Raw genomic sequence first — 25,291 nt, 5'->3', positions numbered from 1 at the left:
CGTCAGACCCTTCTCAGGATCTCGTGCACCTCCCTGGCCCGCGCGGCGTCCATGCCGCGGGCGTTCTCCGCGCTCCGCCGTACGGTCGGGCCGAGCTCGACCACCTTGGCGGTGAGCTCCGCACCCCGGTCCATCACCTTCTCCGGCCCGTCGCCCTCGGTGTACGCGGAGTGGAAGGCCGAGCCCGCCGTGTCGTGTCCCCACGGCTCGGCGGCGTTGAGCCGCCGGATCTCGCGCAGGCCGGCGAGGTAGCCGCTTTCCGCCTCGGACGACGCGGCGTGCCACTGGGACAGGCCCTTCGCGAGCTGCTGCGGGCGGATGTCGACATAGTTCACTTCGAAAAGCTCGCTCATCTCTCCCCCGGCGGCTTCGGCAACCGCGTCGACATCTGCTCCAGCACGGCGTCGAGATCGCCTTCGATGTGCGCCCTCATCTGGTCGGCGGGGATGATCGGCGCGAAGATCTCGACGACCCGCTCCTGAGCCTTGGCCACGGCGGCGTGGATGGTCCCTGTGATGGCGTCGGCCAGGCCGCGCGCGTCCTGCCGCCGGTAGATGCGCGGGTCGAGGTCCAGCCTGATCAGCTCGCCGTTCGCGCCGACCGTGGCCGCCACCAGCCCGTCACGCGACTTCTCCGTCACCTGCACGGCACGCGCCCTCTCGTGCAGCGCGGGCGCCTCCTCCTGCAGGCGCAGGAACGTGGCCCGCAGCTCCTCGGCGTACGCCCGCATCCCGGCGGCGTCCTGCGCCTGTCCCCCGGTCGTGTTCACCACCCCGTTCGACCGCGTTCACACCGATGATGATCTATGTCCAATATCCGGGATTATCACACCGCGATCGGACATCCGGCTAGTGAAGTGCGTCAGACGGCGGCGGGTTACGCGCCGGAGAACCTCTTCGCGAGGTCCCGGGCCCACCGCGCGGCCTTGGCGGCCTGGTCGCCGGTGACGGGCGCGCCGGGCATCCGGCTCAGGCGCTCCACCTGCTCGGCGTAGCGCAGATGCTCACGATGGGCGTGTTCCCGGCAGGCGAGGCAGGTGACGCTCTCCGGGCGGATCGAGGTCATCGCATAGGGCACCTGGAGCCCGCAACCGGTGGTGACGACATCGGGCGCGTCGGGTGCGCGGCCCAGCGACGACGCGACCAGATTGCGGTAGTCGGCACCGGCCTGCAGCACCTTCGACCCGACGTGGATGTGCGGATCGGTCTCGCTCACCTGCGTCCGTCCCTCCGGTCCGGGGCCGTCCCGGGCCTCAGGTTATTGCGTGAGTCCCAGGTCGAGCAGTTCGGCGTGCTCGCGCGGTTCGCCGGCCTCGGCGCGGGCCACCCACCGCCGGTGGACGCCCCGCTCGATACGCTCCATGCCCAGCGCCCGCGCGACCGGCAGCCGCCCGCCGGTGTATTCGAGCAGCAGCTCGCCCGCGCGCTCGTCGCGTACGAGACAGGGGGCGCCGCGCCACTCGCACCGCCGGGTGACGTGGAGGACGGCCTCGCACTCCTCGGCGGGCACGGGCCGCACGAAGCGGCCCGGGGCACGCTCCTCGAACCCCTCGGCCGGCTCGTCGCGCAGCAGCCGGATCAGCAGCCCGTCGTGCCCGGGATCGGGGTTGGCCGGGTGATCGGCCCCCCGCCAGCGCGCCCGATAGGAGCTCGGGGAGGCGGCGGCCGGCTCTCCGGGCCCCCAGCGGCCGAGGTCGCCGTCGTAGACCGCGCGCACGATCTCGGTCCCCGCCGTGGTCAGCTCGACGATCTCCGAGCCGTGCGGCAGCCGTACGGCGTCCACCCTGTACTCGCGGACCGGATAGTCGGCGTTCGGCGCGAGGCCCATGCCGGCGAACGGCGGCTCCTCGACGACCCAGCCGGCCACCGCCGCCATGCCCGCCTCGTCGGTCCCGCCGTACGGCGTGCGGTAGAGGTTGAGCCCGACCGTACGCCAGCGCAGGAGGAGCACCGAGCCGTCGCCGGTGAGCAGCCCCTCGTCGGCCCGGCGGCCCAGCATGTCGACGAGCACGACGGGCGTCGCCACGTGCGCCACGTCGAGCGCGTGGTGGCAGTAGCCGGAGACGCGCGACTCCCCCTCGCCGAGGTAGCTGTGCAGTTCCCCCGGCGTCAGCGGTTTCTGCACGACCGGCAGCGCCGGCTCGGGCTCCGCCACGCGGTCCTGCGCGAGTGTGGGGACCGCCAGCCTGGCGACGGTCCCCGGTTCGAGCAGGAAGCGCACCGGCAGGCCGGGGTTGACGGCGAGGCCCCAGCGCGGGTCGGGCCAGCCCGCGGCCAGCTCGACCAGCGAGGTGACCCGGGCGCGTGACAGGCCCGTGGCCGCCGTCATGGCCTCGAAGGAGGTGTAGGCGGGCAGCCACACCCGGTCGGGCGCGGTGATCTTCACCCATGCGGGGTCGCCCTCCGGCGGCATGGGCAGCGCCAGCTCGGTGTCCCTGAGCATGCTCAGGCAGACCGCGAGGTCGCCCGCGTCGTGCGCCGCCCCGAGCCGCCGCTCGAACGCGCTGGCCGCCCACTCCATCAGATGCCGATCGGTGGCATGAAGGACGGTGTCTTCGGAATGTCATCGGGGTCCGGAAGGGGATCGGTGAGACCTCCGTTGACCGGGTTGAAGGCCACCGCGGCCTTGGTGAAGTCGGGCGCCTTCATCGTGACGGCCTGCATGCCGGGGAACTTCTGCTGGGCGCCGCCGGCGAGGTAGGCGACCCCCGTGAAGATGGCGGCGACCTTCAGGTTCAACCTGGCCAGGACCGCGAACACCCTCTGCGCGGTCCTGGACATGGTGACCATGATGCCGGTGACAGTGGGCTGGATCGCGGCCATCGAGAGGGGGTTGGCCCTGGCCGCGGCGCTGATGTGCGCCAACGTCAACGCCGCCCCGCCCATCGCCAGCGAGATGAAACTCGCCGCCGTGTAGAGCTGGGACGCGGAGTCGAGGCTGGCGCCGACCCCCTTCATGCCCTGGTCCAGTCCGTCGAGCTGGCTGTCCAGCTCGGCGAACTTCTCCTTGACCGTGGTCAGCATCCGCCCCTTCAGATGCCCGTTCGACTCGAGCGCGGTGAGCTGCCCTTTGAGATCCTCACGCAGTCGCCCGATGTCGACGGGCGCCTGGCCGCCCTCGCCTCCGTCGTTGCGCCACTCGCGCGCGCCCCGCGACATGGAGTCGGGGTCGGCGATCATCGTGGCCAGCAGTCCCGCCAGCGGCAGCGCGCTCGGCTCCAGGTATGAGGCCATGGCGGCCAGGCCGGCGCCGGTGATGAAGTTGTTGCGCGCGTCCCAGATCTCGACGTTCCCGATGCTCACCATGACCTAGTCCTCCTGCATCCCGAGGACGGGAGGCGCCACGTCCTCGTCGCCGAACCAGGTGCTCTCGTCCTCCGGCACCGCGGCGCCCCGCTCACGTTCCTTGTCGTGGTCGCCGCTCCCCGCGCCCCCCATCGGCGCGTACGGCATGGCGGGTATCCCGCCGGCACCGGCACGCCCGGCGCCCGCGGCGCCCAGACCGGCGCCCGGGCCGTACACCGCAGGACCGTAGCCGCCCGCGCCGTAGCCGCCGGTGCCGGACCGCGCCCCCGTGGGGTAGTCGCCCGGCCCGTAGCCTGTCGTGCCGAGGCCGGGCGTCGTCGGCAGGGTCGGCACGGACGGCGGGCTCGGGTTGTGCGCCGAAAGGGAGGTGTCGCCCGGGGCGTTCAGCTTGGGCGTCTCCAGCGGGTTCACACCGCTTTGGCCGAGCCCGTCGAGGCTCGTACGGCCGAGGCCGTCCTTCCCGAGCCCACTGCCGTCCGGGCCGAGGCCGCCGCCGCCGAGACCGCCGCCGTCAGGGTCACCGGCGCCGGGCAGGGCGCCCGCGCCGGGCAGGTCCGGATGCTTCAGGCCGGTGTCGACGTCGGTGCCCAGCATGTCCTTCGGCGGCTTCCAGCCGTCGCCGAGGCCGGCTCCGCCCTTCGGGAGGCCGCCGCCGCCGAGCCCCAGGCCCTTGGGGTCGATCCCGGCCCCCTTCGGACCGCCCGTCAGGCCGTTCGGGTCCTTCCCGGTGCCGCCCGAGCTCTGCTTCTCGGCTTCCTTGGCGTTCTCGACCGCCTGGTCGAGGGCCGCCTTCCAGGACTCCAGCACGTCCTTGCCCTTCGCCACGGCGTCGGCCGCCTGGTTCCGGACCTGACTGTGCACGCCGTTCAGGGCGCCGCCGATCACGCCGAAGGTCAACGGCGGGAGGTGGATCTGCTTGATCCGGCCGCTCGTGTCCGCCAGGACCTGGCCCCGGCCGGCCACGTCGTTGCCGAACTTCGCGACCTCGCCGTAGTCCATCTTGAACTCGGGGTCCGCCAGGCGCGGGTTCACCGCGCCGCCCGATCCCATCGTGGTCGCGAGTCCGGCGAAAGGACTCGTCCCGCCCCCGCTCGTATCCGCCACAACATCCTCCGGCCGATTGATTGCGTTTTCACCTATATGCGGCCCGAGTCACCCCAAAGCTCGCAAAACGTACAAATCCCCTAACCGGCTGTCTGACAAAAACACAAGAGACGTGACAGAATCTTAATCTCGGACAGTCCCGGCAAGGCGTCCACTGATCCATTACTGTGACTTTTGGGTCATCACCCGACCCGCCTGGTCGGGGGTAATTGACAGGATCAGTGGAGGTGGCCATGTCGCACTCTGGCGCAAGCCAGGCTCAAGTCAGCCGGCACGACCTGGACGAGGCGATCACCTGGATCGGCGACGCGGCCGAGAACATCCGCGGCATCCAGCGTTACCTGGACAGCGCCGGCGAGAACCTCAGGACCCACTGGCAGGGCGAGTCGCACCACGCGTTCAACAAGGTGCACCTGCTGTGGCACGAGCGCATGGACGTCATCCTGGGCAGCCTGCAGACCCTCGCGGAGAGCATCCGGGCGAACAACAAGAACTACGCCGAGTTCAACGCGCAGGCGACCGCCGAGATCAACAAGATCGAGGCGCTCATCAACCAGGCCCCGCCCGCCTCGTACAGCCGCTGAGCCCGAGACGACCACCAGGAACGGACGGAGAGCGCGATGGTGGACTTCGACATCACCAAGGTCAACTTCAGCGGTCTCGACTCAGGCGAGACCGAGTTCCAGAACGCCTTCAACCGGCTGGTCACCGAGTTGGAGAACCTGGAGAACAAGCTCAACACCAAGACCGCCATCTGGCAGGGCGGCGCCAAGGACGCCTACGACCAGACCCGGCGGATCTGGCAGCAGGAGGCCAAGGGCCTGGCGGACATCGTCTCGCTGCTTGCGAAGAACATCAACATCACCAACATGAACATGCAGGACGTGGAGCGGATCAACGCGGCCATGTTCGACGGCAAGTGAGCGGACGTCCAACGGTACGGCCGGAGGCGCCGGCGCTCCTTCGCCGGTGCCCGTCACGGCGTTGACGGAGGGTGACGCATGGCTCGCGACGGTGGCGTGGAGGTCAGCCGGACCGCGCTCAGGAACGCGCGCAAGGACTTCGAGGAGGTGCTCGAGGTGCTGGCGCCGGGCGCGTCCAAGGGCACGATGACACCGGCCGCCTTCCACGAGGGCGGCGCGGTGAAGCGCCTGCTCATGCGGCGTGAGGCGATCGGCGGCTTCTGGGAGGCCGCCACGGGGTTCCACGCGAGCCTGACCGGTGCGGAGGTCGCGGTCACCGCCATCTACGCGGAGATCGCCTCGACCCTCGGCATCGCCGCCGAACGCCTGGAGCTGGCGGTCAGGAACCTCGACGCCGGAGAGCAGGCGGGCGCGCGGCACGTCGGTGTGGCGGACGTCTAGTCGTACGCGGAGTGGTTGAGGAGGCGCCGTGGCGGAGCGGAGAATGCCGATCAGGGCGGCGATCGACGCGTCCGATCCGGGCGTCGTCATGCTGGAGACGCTGCGCACCTCGCTCGAGAAGACCGACCCCGAGCTCATCAGGGCGGCCTCGGGCGAGTTCAAGGGCGTGCACGACAAGCTCAAGTCCGTGGTCGAGACGCTCGACAGGCACCTGGACTCGCTCGACAAGCACTGGACGACGGGTGAGGACGCCAAACAGGTCAAGGAGCAGCTCCGCCGGCTCAGGGCCTCCACGGTCGCGGTGATGACCGCGATCGTGGACACCTCCGCTCCGGCGGGACAGGCGGGGTCGCCCTCGGCGCGCGGCGTGGTGCCCGCGCTGGACGTCTACGCCAGTTCCCTCAACCAGTTCCGGGGCGAGAACGTCCCCGAGCCCACGAAGAGCGACATCGACTGGTACGACGCGGCCGTGGAGGCGGGGGCGGTCGGCGCGGCCGGCGGCGCCGTCGTCGGCTCTCCCTTCGCGGGCGTCGGAGCCATCCCCGGCGCGGTCATCGGCGGCGTCGGCGGGTTCATCGTCGGCGGCCTGGCCGGCGCCATCGGCTCGGCCTTCGGCGACGGTCCCTTCCTCAACCTCTTCGGGGAGTCGAAGGAGGAGAAGGACATGAAGGCGGCCGAGGAGCACCTCAAGAAGCTCACGCAGGCGACGCAGGCCGCCAACGCCCTCTTCCCCGAGTCGCTCGACACCGACGTGCCGAAGTTCGACATGACGCCCCCGACGTACGACCCGCTGTCCGGCCCGGGAACGACCCTCCCGAGCGGATCGGTCCCCACGGACCTGCGGGGCTGGCAGAACCCCGCCTCGCTCGGCGACCTCGGCACGGGCTCCGGCCCGGACGGCCTCGGCGACGGCGGCTTCCCCGGCTGGAACGGCACGGGCGACCCGTACGGCCCGGGCGGCCCGGGCGGCGGGATCGGCACGGGACTGGACGGCACGGGACCGGGCAGCGGCCTCAACGGCGGGCTGAACGGCGGCGTCGGCGCCCTTGGATCGAACGGCTCCGTACCGGCCGGAGCGGGCGCGAACGGTACCCGGCTGGACGACGCCGGGCTCGGCGGCACCAGCCTTTCCGGCCACACCCCGCAGACCGCCGTCCCCAACGACCTGACCGGCGCCACCGGCTCGGGCCCCGGCACCGGGTACAGCGGGTACGGCGCGGGCGGCGGTTCCGGCGCGGGCCCGGGGATCGGCGCCGGGGGTGTGGGCGTCAACGGAGCGGCGTCACGCGCCGCCGCGGGCAACGGCATGGTCCCGATGGCCCCGCACGGCGCGGGCGGGGGCGGCGAGCGCCAGGAGCGCGAGCGCACCACCTGGCTGCTCGAAGACGAGGACTTCTTCGTCAGCGACCAGCAGACCACGTCCGCGCGCATCGACAAGGCCTAAGGCGAGGGAGGCGAAATGAGCTACGCACCCGACGGCGGATCGCCGCCGCCGAAGCTGAGGATGCCGGAAAACTGGCCGGGTCTCGGCGGGGGGCCGGCCGATGTGTACATCGACCACACGCGGGTCCGGCAGATCCTCAAGGGGCTGCGGGACGAGCTCGGCACGCTGCGCGGGCGCGCCCCCGCCACCATGAGCGCCACCTGGAGCGGCCCGGGAACCGCGGGCGAGGTCCAGGGACTGACCAACGTCGGCCCCGCGGAGACCGGCCCGTGGGAGGCGGCGAAGTATTTCGGGTTGAACGCCGAGCAGGCCCACGAGGTGCTCAGCGGCAAGTATCAGCTGCTGATCGACCGCATCGAGGCGATGGTGAGCGCGGTGGAGCAAGCCGTCGTGAACTACGAGAAGGGCCACACGAGCAGCAGCGCGTGAGCCGCCGAGGGCAAGGGGAAAGATCGCGATGGGGGCCGAAGCCGGCTGGGAGCCGATCAAGGTGTACGCGAGCCTCGACGGGCTCGACCCGGAGAACCTCTCCCGGGAGCAGATCAAGCAGAAGCTGGACGCCTCGAGTCCCGACGCGGTCCGCCGTGCCGGTCGGGCGTTCACCGACGCCGCCGACCTGGTGGGCGGGAAGGTCGGCGGCAACGGGCCGTCCGAGATCGGCATCCAGGCGGCCCTGAGCAGGACCGCCAAGGAACTGTCCGCCGTCTGGCGCGGTCCCGCCGCCGAGCAGGTGCAGTCCGCCCTCCGCGCGCTCTACGCCACGGCGGGCGCGCTCGGCGACGCCATGACCGCGAGCGGGGCGGCGATGTCCTGGTACGCGGACGTGGTCAGCGACGCGAAGACGAACTTCCCCGCCGCCCCGGGCGGTTCGGACGAGGGCGCGGGCGGCGGCACGAGCGGGAGACCCTCCCCCATCCCTTCCCCTTCGTCTTTCTCCTCCGCCTCGCCCCGGAGCCTCCCTTCGCCGGCCCCCTCTCCCGGCCCCGCGCCCTACCTCAACGAGGACGAGGCGGCGAGGGCCCACTTCCGCAAGCTCAACGAGCAGATCCAGGAGGCGAACAACGCCTTCGCCGAGGGGCTGGCCTTCGAGCTGCCCGCCGTCGAGCCGCTGCACATCGACCTCGCCGACTCTCCGCGCATCCGCGTGGGCGGGACGGGCGCGCCCACCACGACCTCCGACGGCGTGTGGCACGGCGGCTCGTACGGTGACGGCTCGACCGGCTCGGGCTCGGCGGACTCGGGTTCCAACGGGTCCGGGTCCGGCGGCTCGGGATCCGGCGGAGGCGGCCACTCGGGCGGCGGCTCCGGTGGCGCGGACGGCTCCGGCGGCACGGGCTCCGGGGGCGGCGGTGCGGACGGGTCCGGCGGCACGGGCGACCCCGGTACGGGTGGCCTCCCCGGCACCGGCGGCGCACCGGGACAGCCCGGCACAGGACAGCCGGGCGGCTCCGGCGACGGTTCGGGCACGGCTCCGGCCGTGATCGGGGGCGGTTCGACGGACCTGGCGACCACCCATCCCCTGCCCGGCGCCACGGCCCCCGCGGGCACCACCCCCAACGCGCTCACCGGCTATCCGGACCCGCGGATCCCCCTGCCCACGGCCGGGCCGACCGGCACGCTGCCGCCGGGCGGCGTGATCGGCGTGTACGGCGGGGCGCGCACCGGCTACGGGGCCGGCGTCGCCGGGGAGGCCGGTGGCCTCCTGGGCGGCTACCGGACCGGCCAGAGCGGTGCGGGCTCGTCCTTCCTCCCCTACGCGCCGGCGGGCGGCGCCGGGACGGGCGGGCAGGACGAGCGCGAGCGGGAAATCTACGACCCCGAGCCGGACGTCTGGCGGGTGACGAGCACGATCAGCCCCGACCGCATCGGCTAGTGCCGCGACCGCCAAGTTTTGCCCGGGGCAAAGGTTGGCGGGAGGGGCACGGGTTCCAGCGCGGGCTCGGGGAAATCGCGCCCGTTCGCGTGGTCTCCGCCGGACGGGCGGGGCCGCCGGTCAGAGGTTCAGCCTGCGACTGATCCGGTCGAGCTCGCCCAGCACGTCCTCCGCGGTGCGGTCGAAGGCGGACTCCGCCTCTCTGACCTGGGTGAGCACCGCCTCGGGGTCGTTGAGGAACCTCGTCTGGTCGCCTTCCTGTCCGAGGACCTCGGCCATGGCCCGGTTCATCTGCCGGTACAGGTCGTCGGACGCGGCGCGCACCGTCTCCTTGATCCGCTCGGCCAGTTCGCCCGAGCTCAGCCGCATCGCCTTGGGGTGAAGCTCCAACTCGCTCAGCCCCCGGCCGGTGAACTCCACCTCGACCAGGCCGTCCTCGTCCCGGGCCCGGCCGACGAGCGAGGACAGGGTGCCCTGGAGTCGTTCGACGGCCGCGATCCTGGCGTCGGCGCTCCGGCTGAACCGCTCCACGTCGAAGTCGTCGAATGCGCTGCCGGCCATACGAGCCCCCTTTTTGCCGCGATTTCCGGAACATCGGCACGCTAACGCATCAAAGGCGGGCGTACGGGGGTTTGCGGGCTCGCCGTTACACGCCAGTGAACAAGCCCCGAATTTCCGCTTTCCACCTGCGGAAACGTCACCCCCGCGCATGGCGGGGGCGCGGAGCGCGGTGATAGGGAAGATCACGTGTCGTACGGCGCATCCTCCTCCAGCGGGCCATCCGGGCCGTCCGCCCTCCCGGCCTCCTCCGTCTCCGCGATGGTGAGCCCCTGCCCGCACACGCCTCCGTGCCCGGCCGGTCCGTGCCTGCCGGACTCGATACGCGGGCAGCGCCAGGGAAGCGCCTCCGTGGTCCCGGCGAGGGTGCCGGCGCCGGACGGCGGCTCGTCCGGCCTGCCCGGCTACGAGGTGGCCGCGGGCTTCATCAGGAAGTTCGCCGGCACGGTGGGCGGCTCCGCGGAGGGCGTCCGGCGGATGAAGGACGCGACGCCCCGTTTCGAGGGCTGGAACCTCGCTCCGCTCGCCGGGGTCCCCATCGTCGGGCTCGCCTTCGTCCACCGGTTCAACACCGTCTCCGACACCTGGTCGGGCGCGGCCGGCATCCTCGGCGACGCCCTGCGCAGGGACGGCGAGACGCTGGTCAGGGCCGCCGACAACTACGTGGCCGCGGAGAAGGCCGGCACGGCGGCCGTCCGGAACACGCGTCCCTGAGAGGAGCCGCATGTCGACCTCACCCGGCGAGCCCGGCAGGTTGTTCGTCCCCGGCCGGCCCGCCCCGGGCCCCGGGGAGCTCTACATCACGGACTCGAGCGGCAACGTCCAGCGGGCCGTACGCGTGGCGCCGGCCGACGGAGCCGCCGCCTCCGCCGCCACCCGCACCGATCCGGGTTTCTTCCGCAACCTGGTCAAGGGCCTGAACCCGCTGCGGCAGCAGACGCGTACGGCGATGGCCATGTCCGGGCTGGGTGGCGCGGCGCTCGCCCTGGACGTGGCGGCCACGATGAACCTCGGCAACCCCTTCCTCTTCTATGACCGGCGGGAGCTGTGGAAGGAGATGGGGAGCCGGCTGGAGAGCGGCCGGTCCGACATCTGGTTCTCCTACTTCCAGGACGTCAGCCCGAACTGGAAGGGCCACGCGGCCGACCTGCTCGGGCGGCGGGTCCGCTTCAACACCACGGTCCTGTACGAGAAGCTCCACGGGGTTACCGGCGAGATGAGCGGTGCGATGCACAGCCAGTTCAAGGAGGTCCTGGAGTACGACCTGTCGGTGTTCGGCCTCTACGCGGCCTCGGCGCCGATCCTCCGCACGCTGGCGGCGATGAGCGCGCACCCGGCCGGGCGGGTCGCGCTGATATCGCAGGTGGGCGTGTTCGCCAGTGCGCTGGGCAACCTCGTCAAGCAGTTCGCCGACATCTACATGGCCTGCGAGGGCGACCTCAACAAGGTGGAGCAGAAGCTCAACGACGTACGGGCCGCCTTCTTCGAGGAGGGCGACCCGGCGCGGGGCCGCCGCGACCTCACGCTCACCCCCGCGGTGGCCGACCGCGCGCACATCCACGACTACTGGCAGCCCGCGAGCGAGGAGCCCCGGTGAGGAACACGGCCGCGTTCAACGAGGGCGGGGAAGGCGACGTCGCCGGTCTGGTGCGGGAGGTCCAGGGCCGCGTCGGCGCGCTCGCCGACCTGCTCCACGGGCTGAGCGAGGAGGTGGTCGAGGGGACCGATGCCACGGGCGCCGTGGTGGCCAGGGTCTCCGGAGCCGGCCGCCTGCTCGGGCTGACCGTCGATCCGCGGGCGATGCGCGACCTCGACCACGTCGCGATGTCGGCCGCGATCCAGGGCGCGATCGGCGCCGCGCGGAGCGAGGTGGGCGAGCGGCTGGGGAAGGCCATGGAGGACTTCGCGCAATCGCCTCCGCACGGCGACCCGCTCGCCCCGTACGTCCGGGCGCTGCTCCGGGAGGAGTGAGCGTGACCGAGATGCGCGAGCTCCGGGCGCGCATGGAACGGCTGTCGGCGGCGGCCGTGAGGATGGACGAGCTCGCGGCCGAATGGAGCACACGCGAGTACGCCGGGAGTGCCGACGGGGGGCGGATCACCGCGACCGTCGACGCCGTCGGCACGCTGCGCGCCCTCGACATCCACCCGCTGAGCATGCGCGGGCTCGACAGCCGCTCGCTCGCGGAGGCCGTCCTGAAGGCCGTACGGCGGGCCGAGGCGGCCGCGGAGGCCGCGAAGGAGGAGGTGCTGCGCGGCGGGCTCGACGCCGCGGGCCTGTCCCACGTGGCCGGTCTCCTCGACGAGGCCCGCCGCGCGTTCGGCGATCGGGCGTCGCCCGAAGGCGCCCCCGAAGGCGCCGACCGGCTCTAACCCATATACCGCTGCTGCTCAATTCGTTGAATAGTCATATCCTTGACTATAAGAGCGAAGGGAGCGGTTCCATGGCCCTACGGCACGCCGTCCTCGCGGCGCTGCTCGACGGGGAGCTCAGCGGCTACCAGCTGGCCAAGGCGTTCGACGTCGGTGTGGCGAACTTCTGGCACGCCCTGCCCCAGCAGCTGTACGCGGAGCTGGCCAAGCTGGAGCAGGAAGGGCTGGTCGCGGGACGGCGGGTGGTCCAGGAGACCCGGCCCACCAAGCGCCTCTTCCACGTGACGGACGCCGGGCTCACCGAGCTGGAGCGATTCGCGGCGGCCGCGTCGAAGCCGTCGTTCATCCGCGACGACCTGCTCGTCAAGGTGCAGGCGGCCGACCACGTCGACGCCGGGCCGCTGATCCGTCAGATCGAGGAGAGGGCCGCCATGGCCGAGGCCAAGATCGATCTGTTCCGGCGGATCCTGCGCAAGATGCGCGGCGGCCTGGGCGAAGAGGAGTTCCTCCGCGCGGGCCGGCGCGTGGGGCCGTACCTGACCTGTCTGCGCGGTCTGGCCTTCGAGGAGGGCAACCGCGACTGGTGCCTGCGGACCGCGGCGATCCTGCGGGAAAGGAGCGCGGCCGCGCCAGGCGAAGGGAGCCCGGCCGCGCCAGACGAAGGGAGCCCGGCCGCGCCAGACGAAAGGACGGCGGCCGTGCCCAACGAAGGAATCGCGGCCATGCCACGAGAGGGGACCGCGCCGGCCCCACGGAATCCGGAGGTGGCCCATGCCGAGCGGTGAGCCCCTGCGTTACGTCGCCGTCGGCGACAGCCAGACCGAAGGGCTCGGCGACGGCGACCCCGCCCACCCGCGCGGCTGGGCCGACCGGCTCGCCGAGCGGCTCACGACCGTGGACCCGGAGGTCACGTACGCCAACCTCGCGGTGCGCGGGCGGCTCGCCGGGGAGGTACGGGCCGGGCAGCTCGCGCCGGCCCTGGCCCTGCGCCCCCATCTGGTCACCGTCGTCGCGGGCGTCAACGACCTGATCAGGCCCCGCTTCGACGCCGCCGAGGTGGCCGGGCACCTGGAGGCGATGTTCGCCGGTCTCACGGCCGCCGGCGCCCGCGTCGCGACCCTCACGTTCCCGGACGTCGGGAAGATCGCGCCGATCGCCCGGCCGCTCCGGTCGCGGGTGTTCGACCTCAACGACCGCATCCGGGCGGCGGCGGCGCGGCACGGGGTGGTGGTCGCGGAGACGGCGTACCACGCCGTCGCCACCGACCCCCGGCTGTGGAGCGCCGACCGGCTCCACGCGAGTCCGCTCGGCCACGAGCGGATCGCCGCGGCCGTGGCCCACGCCCTCGGCGTGCCCGGCAGCGACGACGCCTGGACGCTGCCCCTGCATCCCCCGGTGGGTCCGGCCGGGTGGCGGGCTCTGGGCGCCGAGTTGCGCTGGGCGGGCACGTTCCTCGGCCCGTGGCTGGTGCGGCGTCTCCTCGGCAGATCGTCCGGCGACGGTCGCACCGCCAAACGTCCCGCACTGCTGCCCGTACGGCCGGCGGTGTGACCTCCGGCGGCCGTCGCCCCCCTCCCCGCGAGGTGCCCGTGACACGACCTGGGACGGTCAGCCCGACAGGCCGCGCACCCAGGCGTACAGGTCGAGCACGCCCAGCGTGAGCGGGATCAGCGCGACGACCAGCAGCGCGTCGAGGATGTCCGCCGCCCGTCCCCAGAACGGCGACGGCCTGCCCGTGGGCAACCAGAGGCCGAGGCCGAGCACGAGCAGGGCCGTCCACAGCACCCCGACCGTCACGGCCACCTCGGCGACCGCGTCGGCGCCCGTGCCCAGCGCGAACGCCAGCGCGACGGCCCCGGCCACGGCCACGAGGACCATCCACAGCCGCTGGGCGACCCCCGCGAAGACCCGCGCCCGCATCGCGAGCGCCAGCGCCAGCGTCGCCGCCGTCGCGCGGGCGACCCAGCCGCCCTGCTGGACGAGCAGCAGCTCGGCCGCGCCGCCGGCGAGCGCGATCGCGATGACCATGCCGGTGGCGTACCGGTGGGCCTGCGCGGTCCGCTGCAGCACCAGGGGGCCGTCGATCCGCTGGTTGTCGCTGCGCAACTCCTCCGCGCTGGTGGGCAGCGGCGGCAGCGGCACCCTGGCCATCCGGAACGACAGCGTGGGGATCAGCGGGCTCAGCGCCAGCAGGACCGTCGCGACCACGGCCGCCGCCCCGGCGCCCGGTCCCCCGAACACCATCACGCACGCGGCGCCCACGGCCCCGGCGACGGACGCGACCGCGACGCCGAGGAAACCCGCCACGCCGTCGGCGACCAGCACGCCGCCGACGGTGGCCACCAGCGCGGTGTACGCGAGCGCGGCCACCAGGTTCGGCGCGCCGAGCACCAGTACGGCGCCCGAGGCGCCGGGGGTGAACAGCCCGGCGAGGAAGGCGTGTGGCAGGGCCGCGTAGCCGGTCAGGGCGCCGGCGGTGGGCTGGCCGACGGCCCTGGACACCACGGTCCCGGCGGCGAGCAGCAGCACCGCGACGGCTCCGGCCACTCCGGCGGTCAGCCTCGGCGGGGCCGCCGCGAGCGCGAGGACGACGGCGCCGAGCGCGAGCAGACCGGCCGCCACGCCCATGCCGAGCAGCCGCGTGTGCCGCGGCTCCCACCTGCCGCCGCCCTCCTTGGTGCCGGTGGCGACCACGTCGGCCACGTCGTCGTACACGGCGGGCGGCAGCGCCGCGTCGCGCGGGCGCAGGTACAGGATCTCCCCGTCCAGGACGCCCAGCGCGCCCAGGCTCTGGCCGAGGTCGAGCGGCGGGCCGCCGAGACGCTGCAGCACCCAGCCGGGGGCCGCGGCCGCGTCGCCGCCCACCTCGCCGACCGCACGCAGCAGCCCGGGGAGAACGTGGGGCAGCGGGATGTCGGCCGGCAGCGCGAGGTCCGCCTTCCTGCGTGGAGCGACCACGGTGACGTGGCACAGAGGTGGCAGCGGCGCGGCCGCCTGCGGCAGCGCGCCCTGCTGGGCATGACCCTGCTGGATCTGGCCGTGCTGAACCTGAATGGGGGCCGGCGATGACACGGCGGGAATCCTCTCCCGAAGATCTCTCTGACAGCCCGAAAATATCGGCAAACCTGGTAGAAAAGTCAGTCAGATGAGCATTGTCGTCGTCTCGCGCCCCGAGCGCCGCCCGGGCCCCAAACCGCCCCGCGGTGAGATTCTCCTGGAATCCCCACCGGAGATTCCCGAGGTCCAGCCGCAGGGCCTGATGTCCATGCTCACGTACGTGCCGATGCTCGCCGGCGGCGCCGCGATGGCGCTGATGTTCACGGCGGGCGGCACCGGCAACCCCCTGATGTACGTGGCCAGCGGGCTGTTCGCCGTCTCCATGGTCGGCATGAGCATGGGCCAGCTCGGGCGCAACGCCGGTGAGCGCAGGAACCGCCTCAACGGGCTGCGCCGCGACTACTTCCGCTACCTGTCGCAGATCCGCAGGAAGGTCCGCAGGGCGGCCGTGCAGCAGCGGGAGGCGCTGGAGTGGAGCGGGCCGCCGCCCGAGTCGCTGTGGTGGATCGCGATGGGGCCGCGTCTGTGGGAGCGCAGGCCGCGCGACGACGACTTCGCGACCGTACGGCTCGGCACCGGCGTGCAGAAGCTGGCCATCCAGCTCGTCCCGCCGGACACCAAGCCGGTGGAGGACCTCGACGCGCTGTCGGCGGGCGCGCTGCGCCGGTTCGTCCGGGCGCACGCCACGGTGTCGGGGCTACCCGTGGCGGTCGCCCTGCACTCCTTCGCCCGCATCCACCTCACCGGCGACTCCGCGGCGATGCGCGAGCTGGTGCGGGCGGTGATCGCGCAGCTCGTCGTCTTCCACTCCCCCGACGACATGCGGATCATGATCTGCGCCGGCAAGGAGTGGATGCCCCACTGGGAGTGGGTCAAGTGGCTGCCGCACGCCCTGCACCCCGACCAGACCGACGCGGCGGGCCAGGTCAGGCTCATGGCGGAGAACCTCGCCCACCTCGACTCGCTGGTCGGGGAGGAGCTCAGGGAACGGGCCCGGTTCCGTCCCGGCGCCTCCGCGGACGCCCTGCCGTACCACGTGGTGATCGTGGACGGCGGGCACGTGCCGCACGACAGCCAGCTCGGCTCGGACGCCATTCAAGGCGTGACGGTGATCGACCTGTCCGGTTCGACCGGGCCGGCGCCCGAGGCGATCACGCTCCGGCTGGACGTGCAACCCGACGGCTTCCACATGGTGAAGATCGACCACGCGGGGCGGCGGTCGGGCAACCGGCTCGGCGACCCCGACCGCCTCGGCTATCCCCAGGCGGAGGGGCTGGCCCGGCAGCTCGCGCCGCTGCGCGCCTCCGCCGGGGCCCAGGGCGAGGCGCAGGACGTGCTCGGCGTCAACACCTCGCTCACCGACCTGCTCGGCGTGGGCGACCCCGTCCACCTCGATCCCGCGGTGATCTGGCAGCCCCGCGCGGGGCGCAACCGGCTGCGGGTGCCGATCGGCCTGGGCGCGGACGGGCGGGTCGTCGAGCTCGACATCAAGGAGTCCGCGCAGGGCGGCATGGGGCCGCACGGCCTGGTCATCGGGGCGACCGGCTCCGGCAAGAGCGAGCTGCTGCGCACCCTGGTGCTCGGCCTGGCCATCACGCACTCCTCCGAGATCCTCAACTTCGTGCTGGTGGACTTCAAGGGCGGCGCCACGTTCCTCGGCCTGGACTCCCTGTCGCACGTGTCGGCGGTCATCACCAACCTGGAGGACGAGCTGCCGCTCGTCGACCGCATGCACGACGCGCTGCACGGCGAGATGGTGCGCCGCCAGGAGCTGCTGCGCGCCGCGGGCAACTACGCCTCGCTGCGCGACTACGAGCGGGCCAGGGAGCAGGGCGCGGATCTCAAGCCGATGCCGACCCTGTTCGTCGTGATCGACGAGTTCAGCGAGCTGCTCACCGCCAAGCCGGAGTTCATCGACCTGTTCGTGATGATCGGGCGGCTCGGCCGCTCCCTCGGCGTGCACCTCCTGCTGGCCTCCCAGCGCCTGGAGGAGGGCCGGCTGCGGGGCCTCGACACCCACCTGTCGTACCGGATCGGCCTGCGCACGTTCTCGGCGATGGAGAGCCGGGTCGTCCTCGGCGTCGCCGACGCCTACGAGCTGCCGCCCGCGCCGGGCAACGGCTACCTGAAGTACGACACCACGGGGATGACCCGGTTCAAGGCCGCCTACGTGTCCGGCCCTCACCACGCCGACCCCGGGCGGTCCGCCCCCGGCGAGGCCGGGCGGCCGGTACGCGAGGTGGTCGAGTACGGCCCCGCCTTCGCGCCCGTGGAGGTGACCGAGCCGTCCAGGGAGCTGGCGCCCGCGGAGGAGCCCGGCGGGCCGCGGCACAGCCTGCTCGACGTCGTGGTCGGCCGGCTCACCGGCCACGGCCCGCCGGCGCACCCGATCTGGCTGCCCCCGCTGGCCGAGCCGCCGACGCTGGCCCACCTGCTGCCGCCGCTGTCCGTCACCCCCGAGCACGGCCTGACCACCGCGGGCTGGGGCGGGCGGGGGATGCTCCACGCGGTCGTCGGCATCGTCGACCGGCCGTTCGAGCAGCGCCGCGACCCCTACTGGCTCGACCTGTCGGGAGGCGCGGGTCACGTCGGCGTCGCGGGCGGCACGCAGAGCGGCAAGAGCACGGTGCTGCGGACCCTGGTCACGAGCATGGCCCTGATGCACACGCCACGCGAGGTGCAGTTCTACTGCCTGGACTTCGGCGGCGGCTCCCTGGCCTCGCTGGAGGCGCTGCCGCACGTCGGCGGCGTCGCGAGCCGTCTCGACGCCGACCGCGTCCGCCGTACGGTCGCCGAGATCTCCACCATCCTGGAGCGGCGCGAGGCGGACTTCGCCGAGCACGGCATCGAGTCGGTCGCGGCGTACCGGCGGATGCGGGCCGAGTCCGGCCGCGACGGCGACGGCTGGGGCGACGTGTTCCTGGTCGTGGACGGCTGGCTCACGCTCAGGCAGGAGTTCGAGTCGCTCGAACCGGTCATAACCGACATCGCCGCCCGTGGCCTCGGGTACGGCATCCACGTGGTCGCGGCCACCAACAAGTGGTCGGAGTTCCGGGCGAGCATCCGCGACCTGTTCGGCACCAGGGTCGAGCTCAAGCTCGGCGACGCCTACGAGTCCGAGGTCAACAGGAAGGCGTCGCTGGCGGTCCCCGAGGGAGTGCCGGGACGCGGCCTCACCAAGGAGGGGCTGCACTTCCTGTCCGCGCTGCCGCGGATCGACGGCGTGCAGAGCTCCGAGGACCTCGCCGCAGGCGTCCGCGGGCTGGTGCACGCGGTCAGGGACGCCTGGCAGGGGCCGCCCGCGCCGGCGATCCGGCTGCTGCCGCCGGTGCTGCCCGCCGCCTCCCTGCCCGGCCCCGAGGAGACGGGACCGAAGATCGCCATCGGCATCGACGAGGCGACGCTCTCGCCCGTGCTGCTCGACTTCGACGCCGACCCGCACTTCGTCGTCCTGGGCGACACCGAGAGCGGCAAGTCGAACCTGCTGCGGCTCGTCGCGGAGGGACTGGTGGCCAGGCGGCAGCCGCACGAGGCGATGATGATCGTCGTCGACTACCGCAGGTCGCTGCTCGACTCGGCCGCGACCGCCCACCGCATCGGCTACGCGGCGTCGAGCACCGCCGCCCAGGAGCTGGTCAACGACGTGCGCGGGGCCCTGCTCAAGCGGCTGCCGCCGGCCGACCTCACCCCCGAGCAGCTGCGGACGAGGAGCTGGTGGCAGGGCTCGGACGTCTACATCGTCGTGGACGACTACGACCTGGTCGCCACCTCGTCCAACCCGCTGCTGCCCCTGGTGGACCTGTTGCCGCAGGCGCGGGACATCGGGCTCCACCTGGTGTTGTCGCGCCAGATGGGCGGCGCCGGCCGGGCCATGTACGACCCGGTCATCCAGAAGCTGAAGGACATGGCCAGCCCCGCCGTCATCCTGTCGGGCAACAAGGACGAGGGCTACCTGTTCGGCAACGTCCGGGCGCACCCGCTGCCGCCCGGCCGGGGCTACCACGTCGACAGGAGGTTCGGCGCGCGGCTCGCCCAGACCGCGTTCCTGCCTCCCGCGGACAGCGAGTGACGGCGGAAAGGAGCGGCACGTGGCCGGTTTCGACATCCACTTCCAGGCGCTCGAGAGCTGCCGTACGGCGGTGAGCAAGGCCTGGGGCCAGTACGAGAGCCTGCACGGCGGTCTTCCCGAGACGCCCGGCACCCGGGCGGCCGCCTTCGGGCACGTGGACGGCGCCGCGGCGCTGGCAGAGGCGGTCGACGCCGCCTACGCCGCGCTGACCGCGGAGGCGGGCGACGCGAGGACCAAGCTGAAGGGCGTGGAGCGGGCGCTGGAGACCGTGCAGGACAACGTCCGGACCGCCCACAAGGCCACGTCGACCTCGATGAAGGTATGAGCGAGCGGAGCGAGCGAATCAGTAAGCACAGTGCGTCTCGCTCATGCGACCCCGAGCCGCAAGGCGAGGGGGTGGCATGAGCGGCGTCGGGGATCTGCCGGGCGGCGCCGAGCTGTCCGCCATGGCGGAGAAGGTGAAGGGCGATCCCGGCGGGATTCGCGACATCGCCGGGAAGTGGCGCGGCGCGGCCCGCGACGCGCAGGACTACGCGGGCGGCGTGGGCCGGGCCGTACGCACGGTGGACGCCGCCTGGCAGGGCCGGTCCGCCGATGCCTTCGTGGGCTACATGAACAGGTACGGCAAGGCGGCGGACGGCCTCCACGACGCCCTGGTCGCGTGCGCGGGCGCGCTGGAGAAGGTCGCCACCGCGCTGGAGAGCGCCAAGTCGAAGATCGACGGCATCTGCGCCGGCGTGGTCGCCGACGCGGCGACCTACCGCGCCCGCAACAAGGACGTGACGGACGAGGAGCTGGACAAGGGACTGCGGGCCATCGTCTCCCGGGGCGTCGAGGACGCCCGGCCGCACCTGGAGCAGGTGACCACGGCCGTCGGCGACGCCACGAAGACGCTGGGCGGGCAGCTGGGCGGCGACTACCGCGACGGCGCGCTCACCTTCGCCAAAATTCCGGACCCGGGCAAACAGGACTTCGTGCCCCGCCAGGGACACACCATCGACTGGCGCCGCGACCCGGGCTACACCGGCTCTACGGGGGCCCCCGGCGACAAGGCGCACCCGACGTACGCGTCGTACGGCCAGACGAGCCTGAGCGGCGGTATGGGCGGCGCGGGCGGTGGCGGCGGCTACGGCCCCAGCGGCCCGCCTCCACCCGGCGGCGGGCCGGCGCCCACGGGCCAGGTCAAGGAGTGGATCGAGCAGGCCGTCGCGATCCTCAGGGCCCAGGGCTACCCGGCCGAGAAGATGAACCGGGACGACATCTGGATGATCATCAGGCACGAGTCGGGCGGGAACCCGCACGCGATCAACAACTGGGACTCGAACGCCGCCGCGGGAACGCCGTCGAAGGGGCTGATGCAGACCATCGACCCGACGTTCAACCGCTGGTCCCTGCCGGGGCACAAGGACATCTGGAACCCGGTCGACAACATCGTGGCGGGCGTCCGGTACGCCATCGAGCGCTACGGCTCGGTCTCGGCCGTGCCCGGCGTGGTGGGCATGAAGACCGGCACCGGATACCGGGGATACTGAGCCACCCGCCCGGCGCGGGCCGCGTCGGGCACCGGGAACCGCCCGCCGTCGCCCGCCACGCGGCGGTGGCCGGCGAGAGGCACGGGGAAGACCGGGCGCGGCCAGCCGAGAGCCGAGCGCGGCACGCGGGGCACGGGGAAGACCGGGGCACGAACGCGGAAGGCCGGGCGGCTGCCCGCCCGGCCTTCCTGATCAGCGGCTACCCGATGCCGGACCTGCCGGTCCGGCCTCCCGGCGTTCGTCAGCCGCAGTTGCCCCAGTCGGCGCTGGCGCCGGCCCCGCCGATACGGCCGAGGTACCTGACGCACTTGCCCTTGGCCTGCAGCTTCACCGGGCCGGCGTAGTACTCGTAGCTACCGCTGTCGGTCTTGCTCACGCCGCCCTGGACCTCCAGGGTCGCGGAGACGGGCGTCGCCTTGCCGACGTCGGCCGTCTTGATGGTGACGACGCAGTTCTCCCCCGTGCTCGCGTTGTAGAGCTGGTAGATGGCGCCACCCGCCAGAGTGCTGCTGCGCTGCACGTAGAAGCCCGCCCCGCAGACCTGCTCAGGGGCGTAGGGGTTCCTGACCGGAGCGGCCGTGCGGGTCGGCTTCGGCGCCTCGGTCGTCGGCTTCAGCGTGACCGTCGGCCTGGCCGTGACCGTCGGCTTCGCCGTGACCGTGGGCTTCGGCGGGGTCGCCGTCCTCGTGACCGTCGGCCGTGCCGTCGGCTGCACGGTCGGGCGGGAGGTCGCGGTCGGGCGCGGGGCCGTGGCGGTCGGGCGCGGCGTCGCCGGTTGCGTCACCGTCCGCGTCGGCGCGACCGTCGGGCCGGGCGACGGCGCGGCCGGGCTCGGGGACGGCTCGGCGGTGGTCGGCGACGGCGACGCGTGCGGATTCCGCCGGCCGGGCCATCTCGGCTCCTCCGGGCTCGGCACCGGCTCCTGCGTCTCGGTGGCCGCCGGGCTCGGCGACTGCGAGGGCGGGGGCTCCGGAGTCGGCTCGGTCGGCACCGGGCTGGGCGTCGCGATGACCGTGGTGGTGGTCGTCACCCGGGCCGTCGGCCGCGTCTGGTCGATCGGCTGCTGCGGCGGCGGGACCACCGGCTGGGTCGGCACCGGCACGATCGGGCCCGGGGTCGGGACCGAGGTGAGCTCCGGCGTCACCGGGCCGTCCGTCGGCCACTCGCTCGGCAAGACCAGCGGCTGCACCGGGGAGTCCGGGTCGTTGGACGACAGCGCCCACGGCACCGTCACCTGCGGCGCCGCCGTCGGGTTCTGCCCGCCGCCTCCGGCCCCGCCGCCTCCGGCCCCGCCGCCCGCGCCCCCGCCACCGGCGTCCGTGAGATCCGCGGCCACCCTGCCGCCGGAGCCCTGCTGCCCCGCGGCGCGCTCCGCGGCCGCCGGCGACAGCTGGACCTCGGCGTACCGGCCCGCGCCCCACAGACCCACTCCGGAGAGCAGGACCACGGCGCCGACCGCCGCCGCCAGGCCGACGGGGAAAGGCCTGCGCCTGGCCGGCTCGACCTGGCCCTGGGCGGTCGGCGGCCCCCACGTCTGCTGCGGAGGCTGCTCCTGCGGCATGGCGGGCGGCTGCCAGGAAGCGGCCGGCGCCTGCTGGGGCTGCTGAGGCACGGACGGTGGGCCCCACGTCTGCTGCGGAGCCGGCGGAACGGGGACTCCCCCGAGCGGCGGCTGCGCGGGCTGGGGAGGCTGCGGCACCTGCGGGGACAGCACCACTCCCGAGGCCGGGCTCGCCGCCGGGCTCTCCCCGGCGTCACCGCCGAGCAGCCGCAGCATCGCGGCGTAGGCGGTGGGGCGCTGCCCCGGCTCCTTGGCCAGCGCGGGCAGCACGACTTGGCGCAGCCGCTCCTCCAGGCCGCCGAGGTCGGGCGGCGCGTTCAGCACCGCCTGCGGATCCTGCGGGAACGGCGGCCGCCCGGTCGCGGCGAAGACGACCGTGGCGGCCCAGGCGAACATGTCCGCGTACGCGTCGTACCGCCCGCCCCTGATCTGCTCGGGGGCGTGGTAGGCCGGCTCGCCCACCGGCGGCCCGACGGCGACGTCGGTCAGCTTGACCCCGTCGTCGGCGACGATGACGTTGTGCGGGGTGAGCGCGCCGTGCGCGAGATCGGCGAGGTGCACCGCGGTCAGCGCGGTGAGCAGGCCCACCGCGACCCGTTCGAGCGCCTCGCCGGAGAGCGGGCCCCCGGCCGCGACGGCGGCGGCCAGACTGCGCCCCTCGACGTGTTCCCTGACGATGTAGGGCCGATCGCCGAGCAGGCCCGCCGCGATCGTGCGGGCCACATATGAGCTGGACACACGTGTGGCCACAGTGAGCCGGTCGAGGACGGCCTGCCCCGAACCCGGCTCGGCGGCCAACAGCTTGATCACCCGCACAGGGGCGTCGTCGCCGGACTCCTTGCCGACATAGACGTCGCCGCGGGGCCCCTCGTCCAGCCGTCCCAGGATGGCGTACTCGCCTATCTGCTCGGGATCACCCGGCCGTAAAGGGTGCATCTCAGTCCTTTCTGAAAAAGCGACCTGATCAGGATCATTCAACCAAGAGCACCCGACACAAAGCAGCAGTTTTCGCCAGCCCAAAACATTGAAGCGTCAATTACCTGATGCCGGCGTGTCAACTCTCGCGGCCGGGGCGCCACCCCCTGCGCCGCCCCATCGGCACGAACACCCGCACGGCCACGATCAGGCCCACGGCGCACAGCGCCGCCACCGCGATCGTGAGCGCCAGGTCAACCGCCTCCTGGTCGACCGGAGCCGCCTTGCTCACCGCGCCCGGCGGCAGCGGGGCCGGCGCCGGCGGCGCGATGACCGGGGCGTCGACGGCCTCGAGCGGCAGGATCGCGGTGACGGCGAGCAGCGGGTTCACCATCCCGGCACCCGTGCCCGCCCCCACGCCGCCGTCCGCCGTGGCGGTGATGCGCCACCGCACCCGTTCCTGGTTCAGCCCCGGATGGCGGGCACGCACCAGCGCCGCCACCCCCGCGACGTACGGCGCGGCGAAGCTGGTGCCTTCGAGCCCGCCCATGTACGACCGTCCGGGCCAGGTGGAGGTGATGTTCTGGCCCGGCCCCAGCACCGCGACGGGGGTGGCCGTGTTGGAGAAGTCGGCGCGCCTGCCGTCCGGGGTGGCCGACCCGACGGCGAGCACGCCCGGGTACGCCGCGGGGTAGGCGGGCTCCGGCGTGCCGTCCTCCGCGGTCGTGTTGCCGGCCGCCGCCACGATCACCGCGTCCTTGTCCAGCGCGTACGCCACGGCCTGCCGGAGTTTGGGATCGTCCTGGGCCTGGATCGACACGTTGATCACGTCGGCGCCGTAGTCGGCCGCGTTCACGATGGCCCTCGCCAGCGTGTCCACCTCGCCGTTCTCCTCGTTCGTCTGCTTGAGCGAGATCAGCCGCACGCCCGGCGCGACGCCGTGGAAGGGGACGCCCTTCAGATACTGGGCGGCGATGATCCCGGCCCCCGCCGTGCCGTGCCCGACGCAGTCGCGGTGTCCCGTCCCGGTGTAGTCCACCGACTTGGCCACGTGGATCTGCGGGTGCGTCAGGTCCACTCCGCTGTCGATGATCGCGACGGTGACCCCCTCACCCGTGGTAAGCGGCCACACGCGCTTCGGGTCGAGTCTCCGCTGCCCCCACGGCTCGGCCACCTGCATGCTGCCCTTGCGCGGCGCGCACCGCACCGGCGCGGCGTGCGCCTGTGCGGGAGGCGCGGGCGGTGCCACGAGAAGCAGCGCCAGCACGGTCGCCAGAAGGCCGGGTCCCCGCATGAGTGATCAGCCTAACCTGTCGGACTTGACCGGCGATGCCGGTTCGAAACAGGCATACCGGCGATGAGAACCGGGAGCGGCGAAAACAGTTCTGACAGCGGTCCCACTCAGCAAGGGGGCGGACGCCGTCGGGCCGCGGCAGGTGCTTAAAATCCAGCAAGGCTCGTAACCAGGGGCCCTAGGGAAGGATGGACACGGTGCACAAGGTCCTGATCGCCAACCGCGGTGAGATCGCCGTACGGATCGCCCGGGCGTGCGGGGACGCCGGCCTCGCCAGTGTGGCGGTCTACGCCGACCAGGACCTGGACGCGCTGCACGTGCGGGTGGCCGACGAGGCCCACGCGCTCGGCGGGCAGAGCCCGGCCGAGACCTACCTGCACATCGACAAGCTCCTCGCGGTGGCCGAGCAGACCGGCGCCGACGCCGTCCACCCCGGCTACGGCTTCCTCGCCGAGAACGCCGGCTTCGCCCAGGCCGTCATCGACGCCGGGCTGATCTGGATCGGCCCGCCGCCCGCGGCCATCACCGCCCTGGGCGACAAGGTCCAGGCGCGGCACATCGCCCAGCGCGTGGGCGCCCCCCTGGTCGCCGGCACCCCCGACCCCGTCTCCGGCGTGCAGGAGGTCGTCGCCTTCGCGCAGCAGCACGGCCTGCCCATCGCGATCAAAGCGGCCTTCGGCGGCGGCGGCCGCGGCCTGAAAGTGGCCCGCACCCTCGAAGAGATCCCCGACCTGTACGAATCGGCCGTCCGCGAGGCCGTCACCGCCTTCGGCCGCGGCGAATGCTTCGTCGAGCGCTACCTGGACCGGCCCCGGCACGTGGAAACCCAGTGCCTGGCCGACA

26 protein-coding genes are annotated in these 25,291 nt (G+C 73.1%); 16 read left to right on the top strand and 10 right to left on the bottom strand.

Translation table 11 applies throughout. The features are described 5' to 3' along the window. Positions 1-2 precede the first annotated feature (2 nt). The 6 genes from HHX30_RS30440 to HHX30_RS30415 form a co-directional block, all read right to left on the bottom strand. A complete protein-coding gene (locus HHX30_RS30440) occupies positions 3-353 on the bottom strand; it encodes a hypothetical protein (protein WP_169986101.1) in 351 nt (116 codons plus the stop codon). Next, positions 350-769 (bottom strand): YbaB/EbfC family nucleoid-associated protein, encoded by a 420-nt coding sequence (locus tag HHX30_RS30435; RefSeq protein ID WP_311922928.1) that lies wholly within the window; start codon positions 767-769, stop codon positions 350-352. Before HHX30_RS30435 ends, HHX30_RS30440 begins: the two co-directional genes overlap by 4 nt. Before the next feature lie 107 nt (positions 770-876). After that, on the bottom strand, positions 877-1,215 hold the full coding sequence (locus tag HHX30_RS30430) for a hypothetical protein (RefSeq protein WP_169986099.1): 339 nt from the start codon (positions 1,213-1,215) through the stop codon (positions 877-879). Between the two features lie 42 nt (positions 1,216-1,257). Next, positions 1,258-2,520: an SseB family protein gene (locus tag HHX30_RS30425; RefSeq protein ID WP_211592778.1), complete on the bottom strand. Its 1,263-nt coding sequence runs from the start codon at positions 2,518-2,520 to the stop codon at positions 1,258-1,260. Next, complete coding sequence (locus HHX30_RS30420; RefSeq protein WP_169986098.1) at positions 2,520-3,305, bottom strand: hypothetical protein; 786 nt, start codon at positions 3,303-3,305, stop codon at positions 2,520-2,522. Before HHX30_RS30420 ends, HHX30_RS30425 begins: the two co-directional genes overlap by 1 nt. A 3-nt stretch (positions 3,306-3,308) precedes the next feature. Beyond that, a complete protein-coding gene (locus HHX30_RS30415) occupies positions 3,309-4,409 on the bottom strand; it encodes a hypothetical protein (protein WP_169986096.1) in 1,101 nt (366 codons plus the stop codon). 233 nt (positions 4,410-4,642) lie between these two features. Between HHX30_RS30415 and HHX30_RS30410 the strand changes: the two genes are divergently transcribed. The 6 genes from HHX30_RS30410 (at position 4,643) to HHX30_RS30385 (ending at position 9,090) form a co-directional block, all read left to right on the top strand. Next, the gene (locus HHX30_RS30410) at positions 4,643-4,993 is read left to right on the top strand and encodes a WXG100 family type VII secretion target (protein WP_169986094.1); all 351 of its coding nucleotides are present in this window, start codon (positions 4,643-4,645) and stop codon (positions 4,991-4,993) included. A gap of 36 nt (positions 4,994-5,029) precedes the next feature. Continuing rightward, entirely contained in the window at positions 5,030-5,332 is a 303-nt protein-coding gene (locus tag HHX30_RS30405; RefSeq protein WP_142569316.1) for a WXG100 family type VII secretion target, read from the top strand. Positions 5,333-5,410: 78 nt separating this feature from the next. Further along, a complete protein-coding gene (locus tag HHX30_RS30400) occupies positions 5,411-5,773 on the top strand; it encodes a hypothetical protein (RefSeq protein ID WP_169986093.1) in 363 nt (120 codons plus the stop codon). Between the two features lie 28 nt (positions 5,774-5,801). Further along, positions 5,802-7,217: a WXG100 family type VII secretion target gene (locus HHX30_RS30395; protein ID WP_169986091.1), complete on the top strand. Its 1,416-nt coding sequence runs from the start codon at positions 5,802-5,804 to the stop codon at positions 7,215-7,217. A 15-nt stretch (positions 7,218-7,232) separates the two neighbouring features. After that, positions 7,233-7,646, top strand: a complete 414-nt coding sequence (locus HHX30_RS30390; RefSeq protein WP_169986089.1) for a hypothetical protein — start codon at positions 7,233-7,235, stop codon at positions 7,644-7,646. Positions 7,647-7,674: 28 nt separating this feature from the next. Next, positions 7,675-9,090 carry a WXG100 family type VII secretion target gene (locus tag HHX30_RS30385; protein ID WP_169986088.1) on the top strand — a complete coding sequence of 472 codons (1,416 nt, stop codon included), beginning with the start codon at positions 7,675-7,677 and terminating at the stop codon, positions 9,088-9,090. A 120-nt stretch (positions 9,091-9,210) separates the two neighbouring features. On the opposite strand, the gene HHX30_RS30380 is transcribed toward HHX30_RS30385, so the two are convergent. Continuing rightward, positions 9,211-9,651: a YbaB/EbfC family nucleoid-associated protein gene (locus tag HHX30_RS30380; protein WP_169986086.1), complete on the bottom strand. Its 441-nt coding sequence runs from the start codon at positions 9,649-9,651 to the stop codon at positions 9,211-9,213. A gap of 348 nt (positions 9,652-9,999) precedes the next feature. Here HHX30_RS30380 and HHX30_RS30375 point away from each other — a divergent pair, with 348 nt between their 5' ends. From HHX30_RS30375 to HHX30_RS30350, 6 genes are all read left to right on the top strand, one after another. Further along, entirely contained in the window at positions 10,000-10,362 is a 363-nt protein-coding gene (locus HHX30_RS30375) for a hypothetical protein (protein WP_169986084.1), read from the top strand. A 10-nt stretch (positions 10,363-10,372) separates the two neighbouring features. Then, positions 10,373-11,245 carry a hypothetical protein gene (locus HHX30_RS30370; RefSeq protein WP_169986083.1) on the top strand — a complete coding sequence of 291 codons (873 nt, stop codon included), beginning with the start codon at positions 10,373-10,375 and terminating at the stop codon, positions 11,243-11,245. After that, the gene (locus tag HHX30_RS30365) at positions 11,242-11,619 is read left to right on the top strand and encodes a YbaB/EbfC family nucleoid-associated protein (RefSeq protein WP_169986081.1); all 378 of its coding nucleotides are present in this window, start codon (positions 11,242-11,244) and stop codon (positions 11,617-11,619) included. The genes HHX30_RS30370 and HHX30_RS30365 overlap by 4 nt, the downstream gene beginning before the upstream one ends. An 11-nt stretch (positions 11,620-11,630) precedes the next feature. Further along, the gene (locus HHX30_RS30360; protein WP_249350621.1) at positions 11,631-12,020 is read left to right on the top strand and encodes a YbaB/EbfC family nucleoid-associated protein; all 390 of its coding nucleotides are present in this window, start codon (positions 11,631-11,633) and stop codon (positions 12,018-12,020) included. Between the two features lie 71 nt (positions 12,021-12,091). Then, positions 12,092-12,805 (top strand): PadR family transcriptional regulator, encoded by a 714-nt coding sequence (locus HHX30_RS30355; RefSeq protein WP_169986078.1) that lies wholly within the window; start codon positions 12,092-12,094, stop codon positions 12,803-12,805. Next, positions 12,792-13,571, top strand: coding sequence for an SGNH/GDSL hydrolase family protein (locus HHX30_RS30350; RefSeq protein ID WP_169986076.1), 780 nt, complete (start codon positions 12,792-12,794; stop codon positions 13,569-13,571). Before HHX30_RS30355 ends, HHX30_RS30350 begins: the two co-directional genes overlap by 14 nt. Before the next feature lie 57 nt (positions 13,572-13,628). Here the strand turns inward: HHX30_RS30350 and eccD are convergent, their stop codons facing one another. Continuing rightward, positions 13,629-15,092, bottom strand: coding sequence for a type VII secretion integral membrane protein EccD (gene eccD / locus HHX30_RS30345; protein WP_311922927.1), 1,464 nt, complete (start codon positions 15,090-15,092; stop codon positions 13,629-13,631). Between the two features lie 73 nt (positions 15,093-15,165). Between eccD and eccCa the strand changes: the two genes are divergently transcribed. The 3 genes from eccCa to HHX30_RS30330 all read left to right on the top strand — a co-directional run bounded on the left by eccCa (position 15,166) and on the right by HHX30_RS30330 (position 20,678). Next, positions 15,166-19,146 carry a type VII secretion protein EccCa gene (gene eccCa, locus HHX30_RS30340; protein ID WP_169986074.1) on the top strand — a complete coding sequence of 1,327 codons (3,981 nt, stop codon included), beginning with the start codon at positions 15,166-15,168 and terminating at the stop codon, positions 19,144-19,146. A 19-nt stretch (positions 19,147-19,165) separates the two neighbouring features. After that, positions 19,166-19,471: a hypothetical protein gene (locus HHX30_RS30335; RefSeq protein WP_169986073.1), complete on the top strand. Its 306-nt coding sequence runs from the start codon at positions 19,166-19,168 to the stop codon at positions 19,469-19,471. 76 nt (positions 19,472-19,547) lie between these two features. Further along, positions 19,548-20,678, top strand: coding sequence for a WXG100 family type VII secretion target (locus HHX30_RS30330; RefSeq protein ID WP_169986071.1), 1,131 nt, complete (start codon positions 19,548-19,550; stop codon positions 20,676-20,678). A 241-nt stretch (positions 20,679-20,919) separates the two neighbouring features. On the opposite strand, the gene HHX30_RS30325 is transcribed toward HHX30_RS30330, so the two are convergent. Together HHX30_RS30325 and HHX30_RS30320 are read right to left on the bottom strand one after the other, a co-directional pair. Beyond that, positions 20,920-23,175: a serine/threonine-protein kinase gene (locus tag HHX30_RS30325; RefSeq protein ID WP_169986069.1), complete on the bottom strand. Its 2,256-nt coding sequence runs from the start codon at positions 23,173-23,175 to the stop codon at positions 20,920-20,922. A gap of 118 nt (positions 23,176-23,293) precedes the next feature. Then, positions 23,294-24,448, bottom strand: a complete 1,155-nt coding sequence (locus HHX30_RS30320) for a S8 family serine peptidase (protein WP_169986068.1) — start codon at positions 24,446-24,448, stop codon at positions 23,294-23,296. Between the two features lie 197 nt (positions 24,449-24,645). Here HHX30_RS30320 and HHX30_RS30315 point away from each other — a divergent pair. Further along, positions 24,646-25,291: biotin carboxylase N-terminal domain-containing protein (locus HHX30_RS30315; protein WP_311922926.1), on the top strand; the 646-nt coding region annotated here is incomplete at its 3' end.

Origin of the sequence: Microbispora sp. H10836, assembly GCF_012999525.1 — a bacterium.
Classification (GTDB): Bacteria; Actinomycetota; Actinomycetes; order Streptosporangiales; family Streptosporangiaceae; genus Microbispora.
The sequence above is the reverse complement of the archived record's forward strand: the minus strand, read 5'-3'. Positions and strand labels throughout refer to the sequence as shown.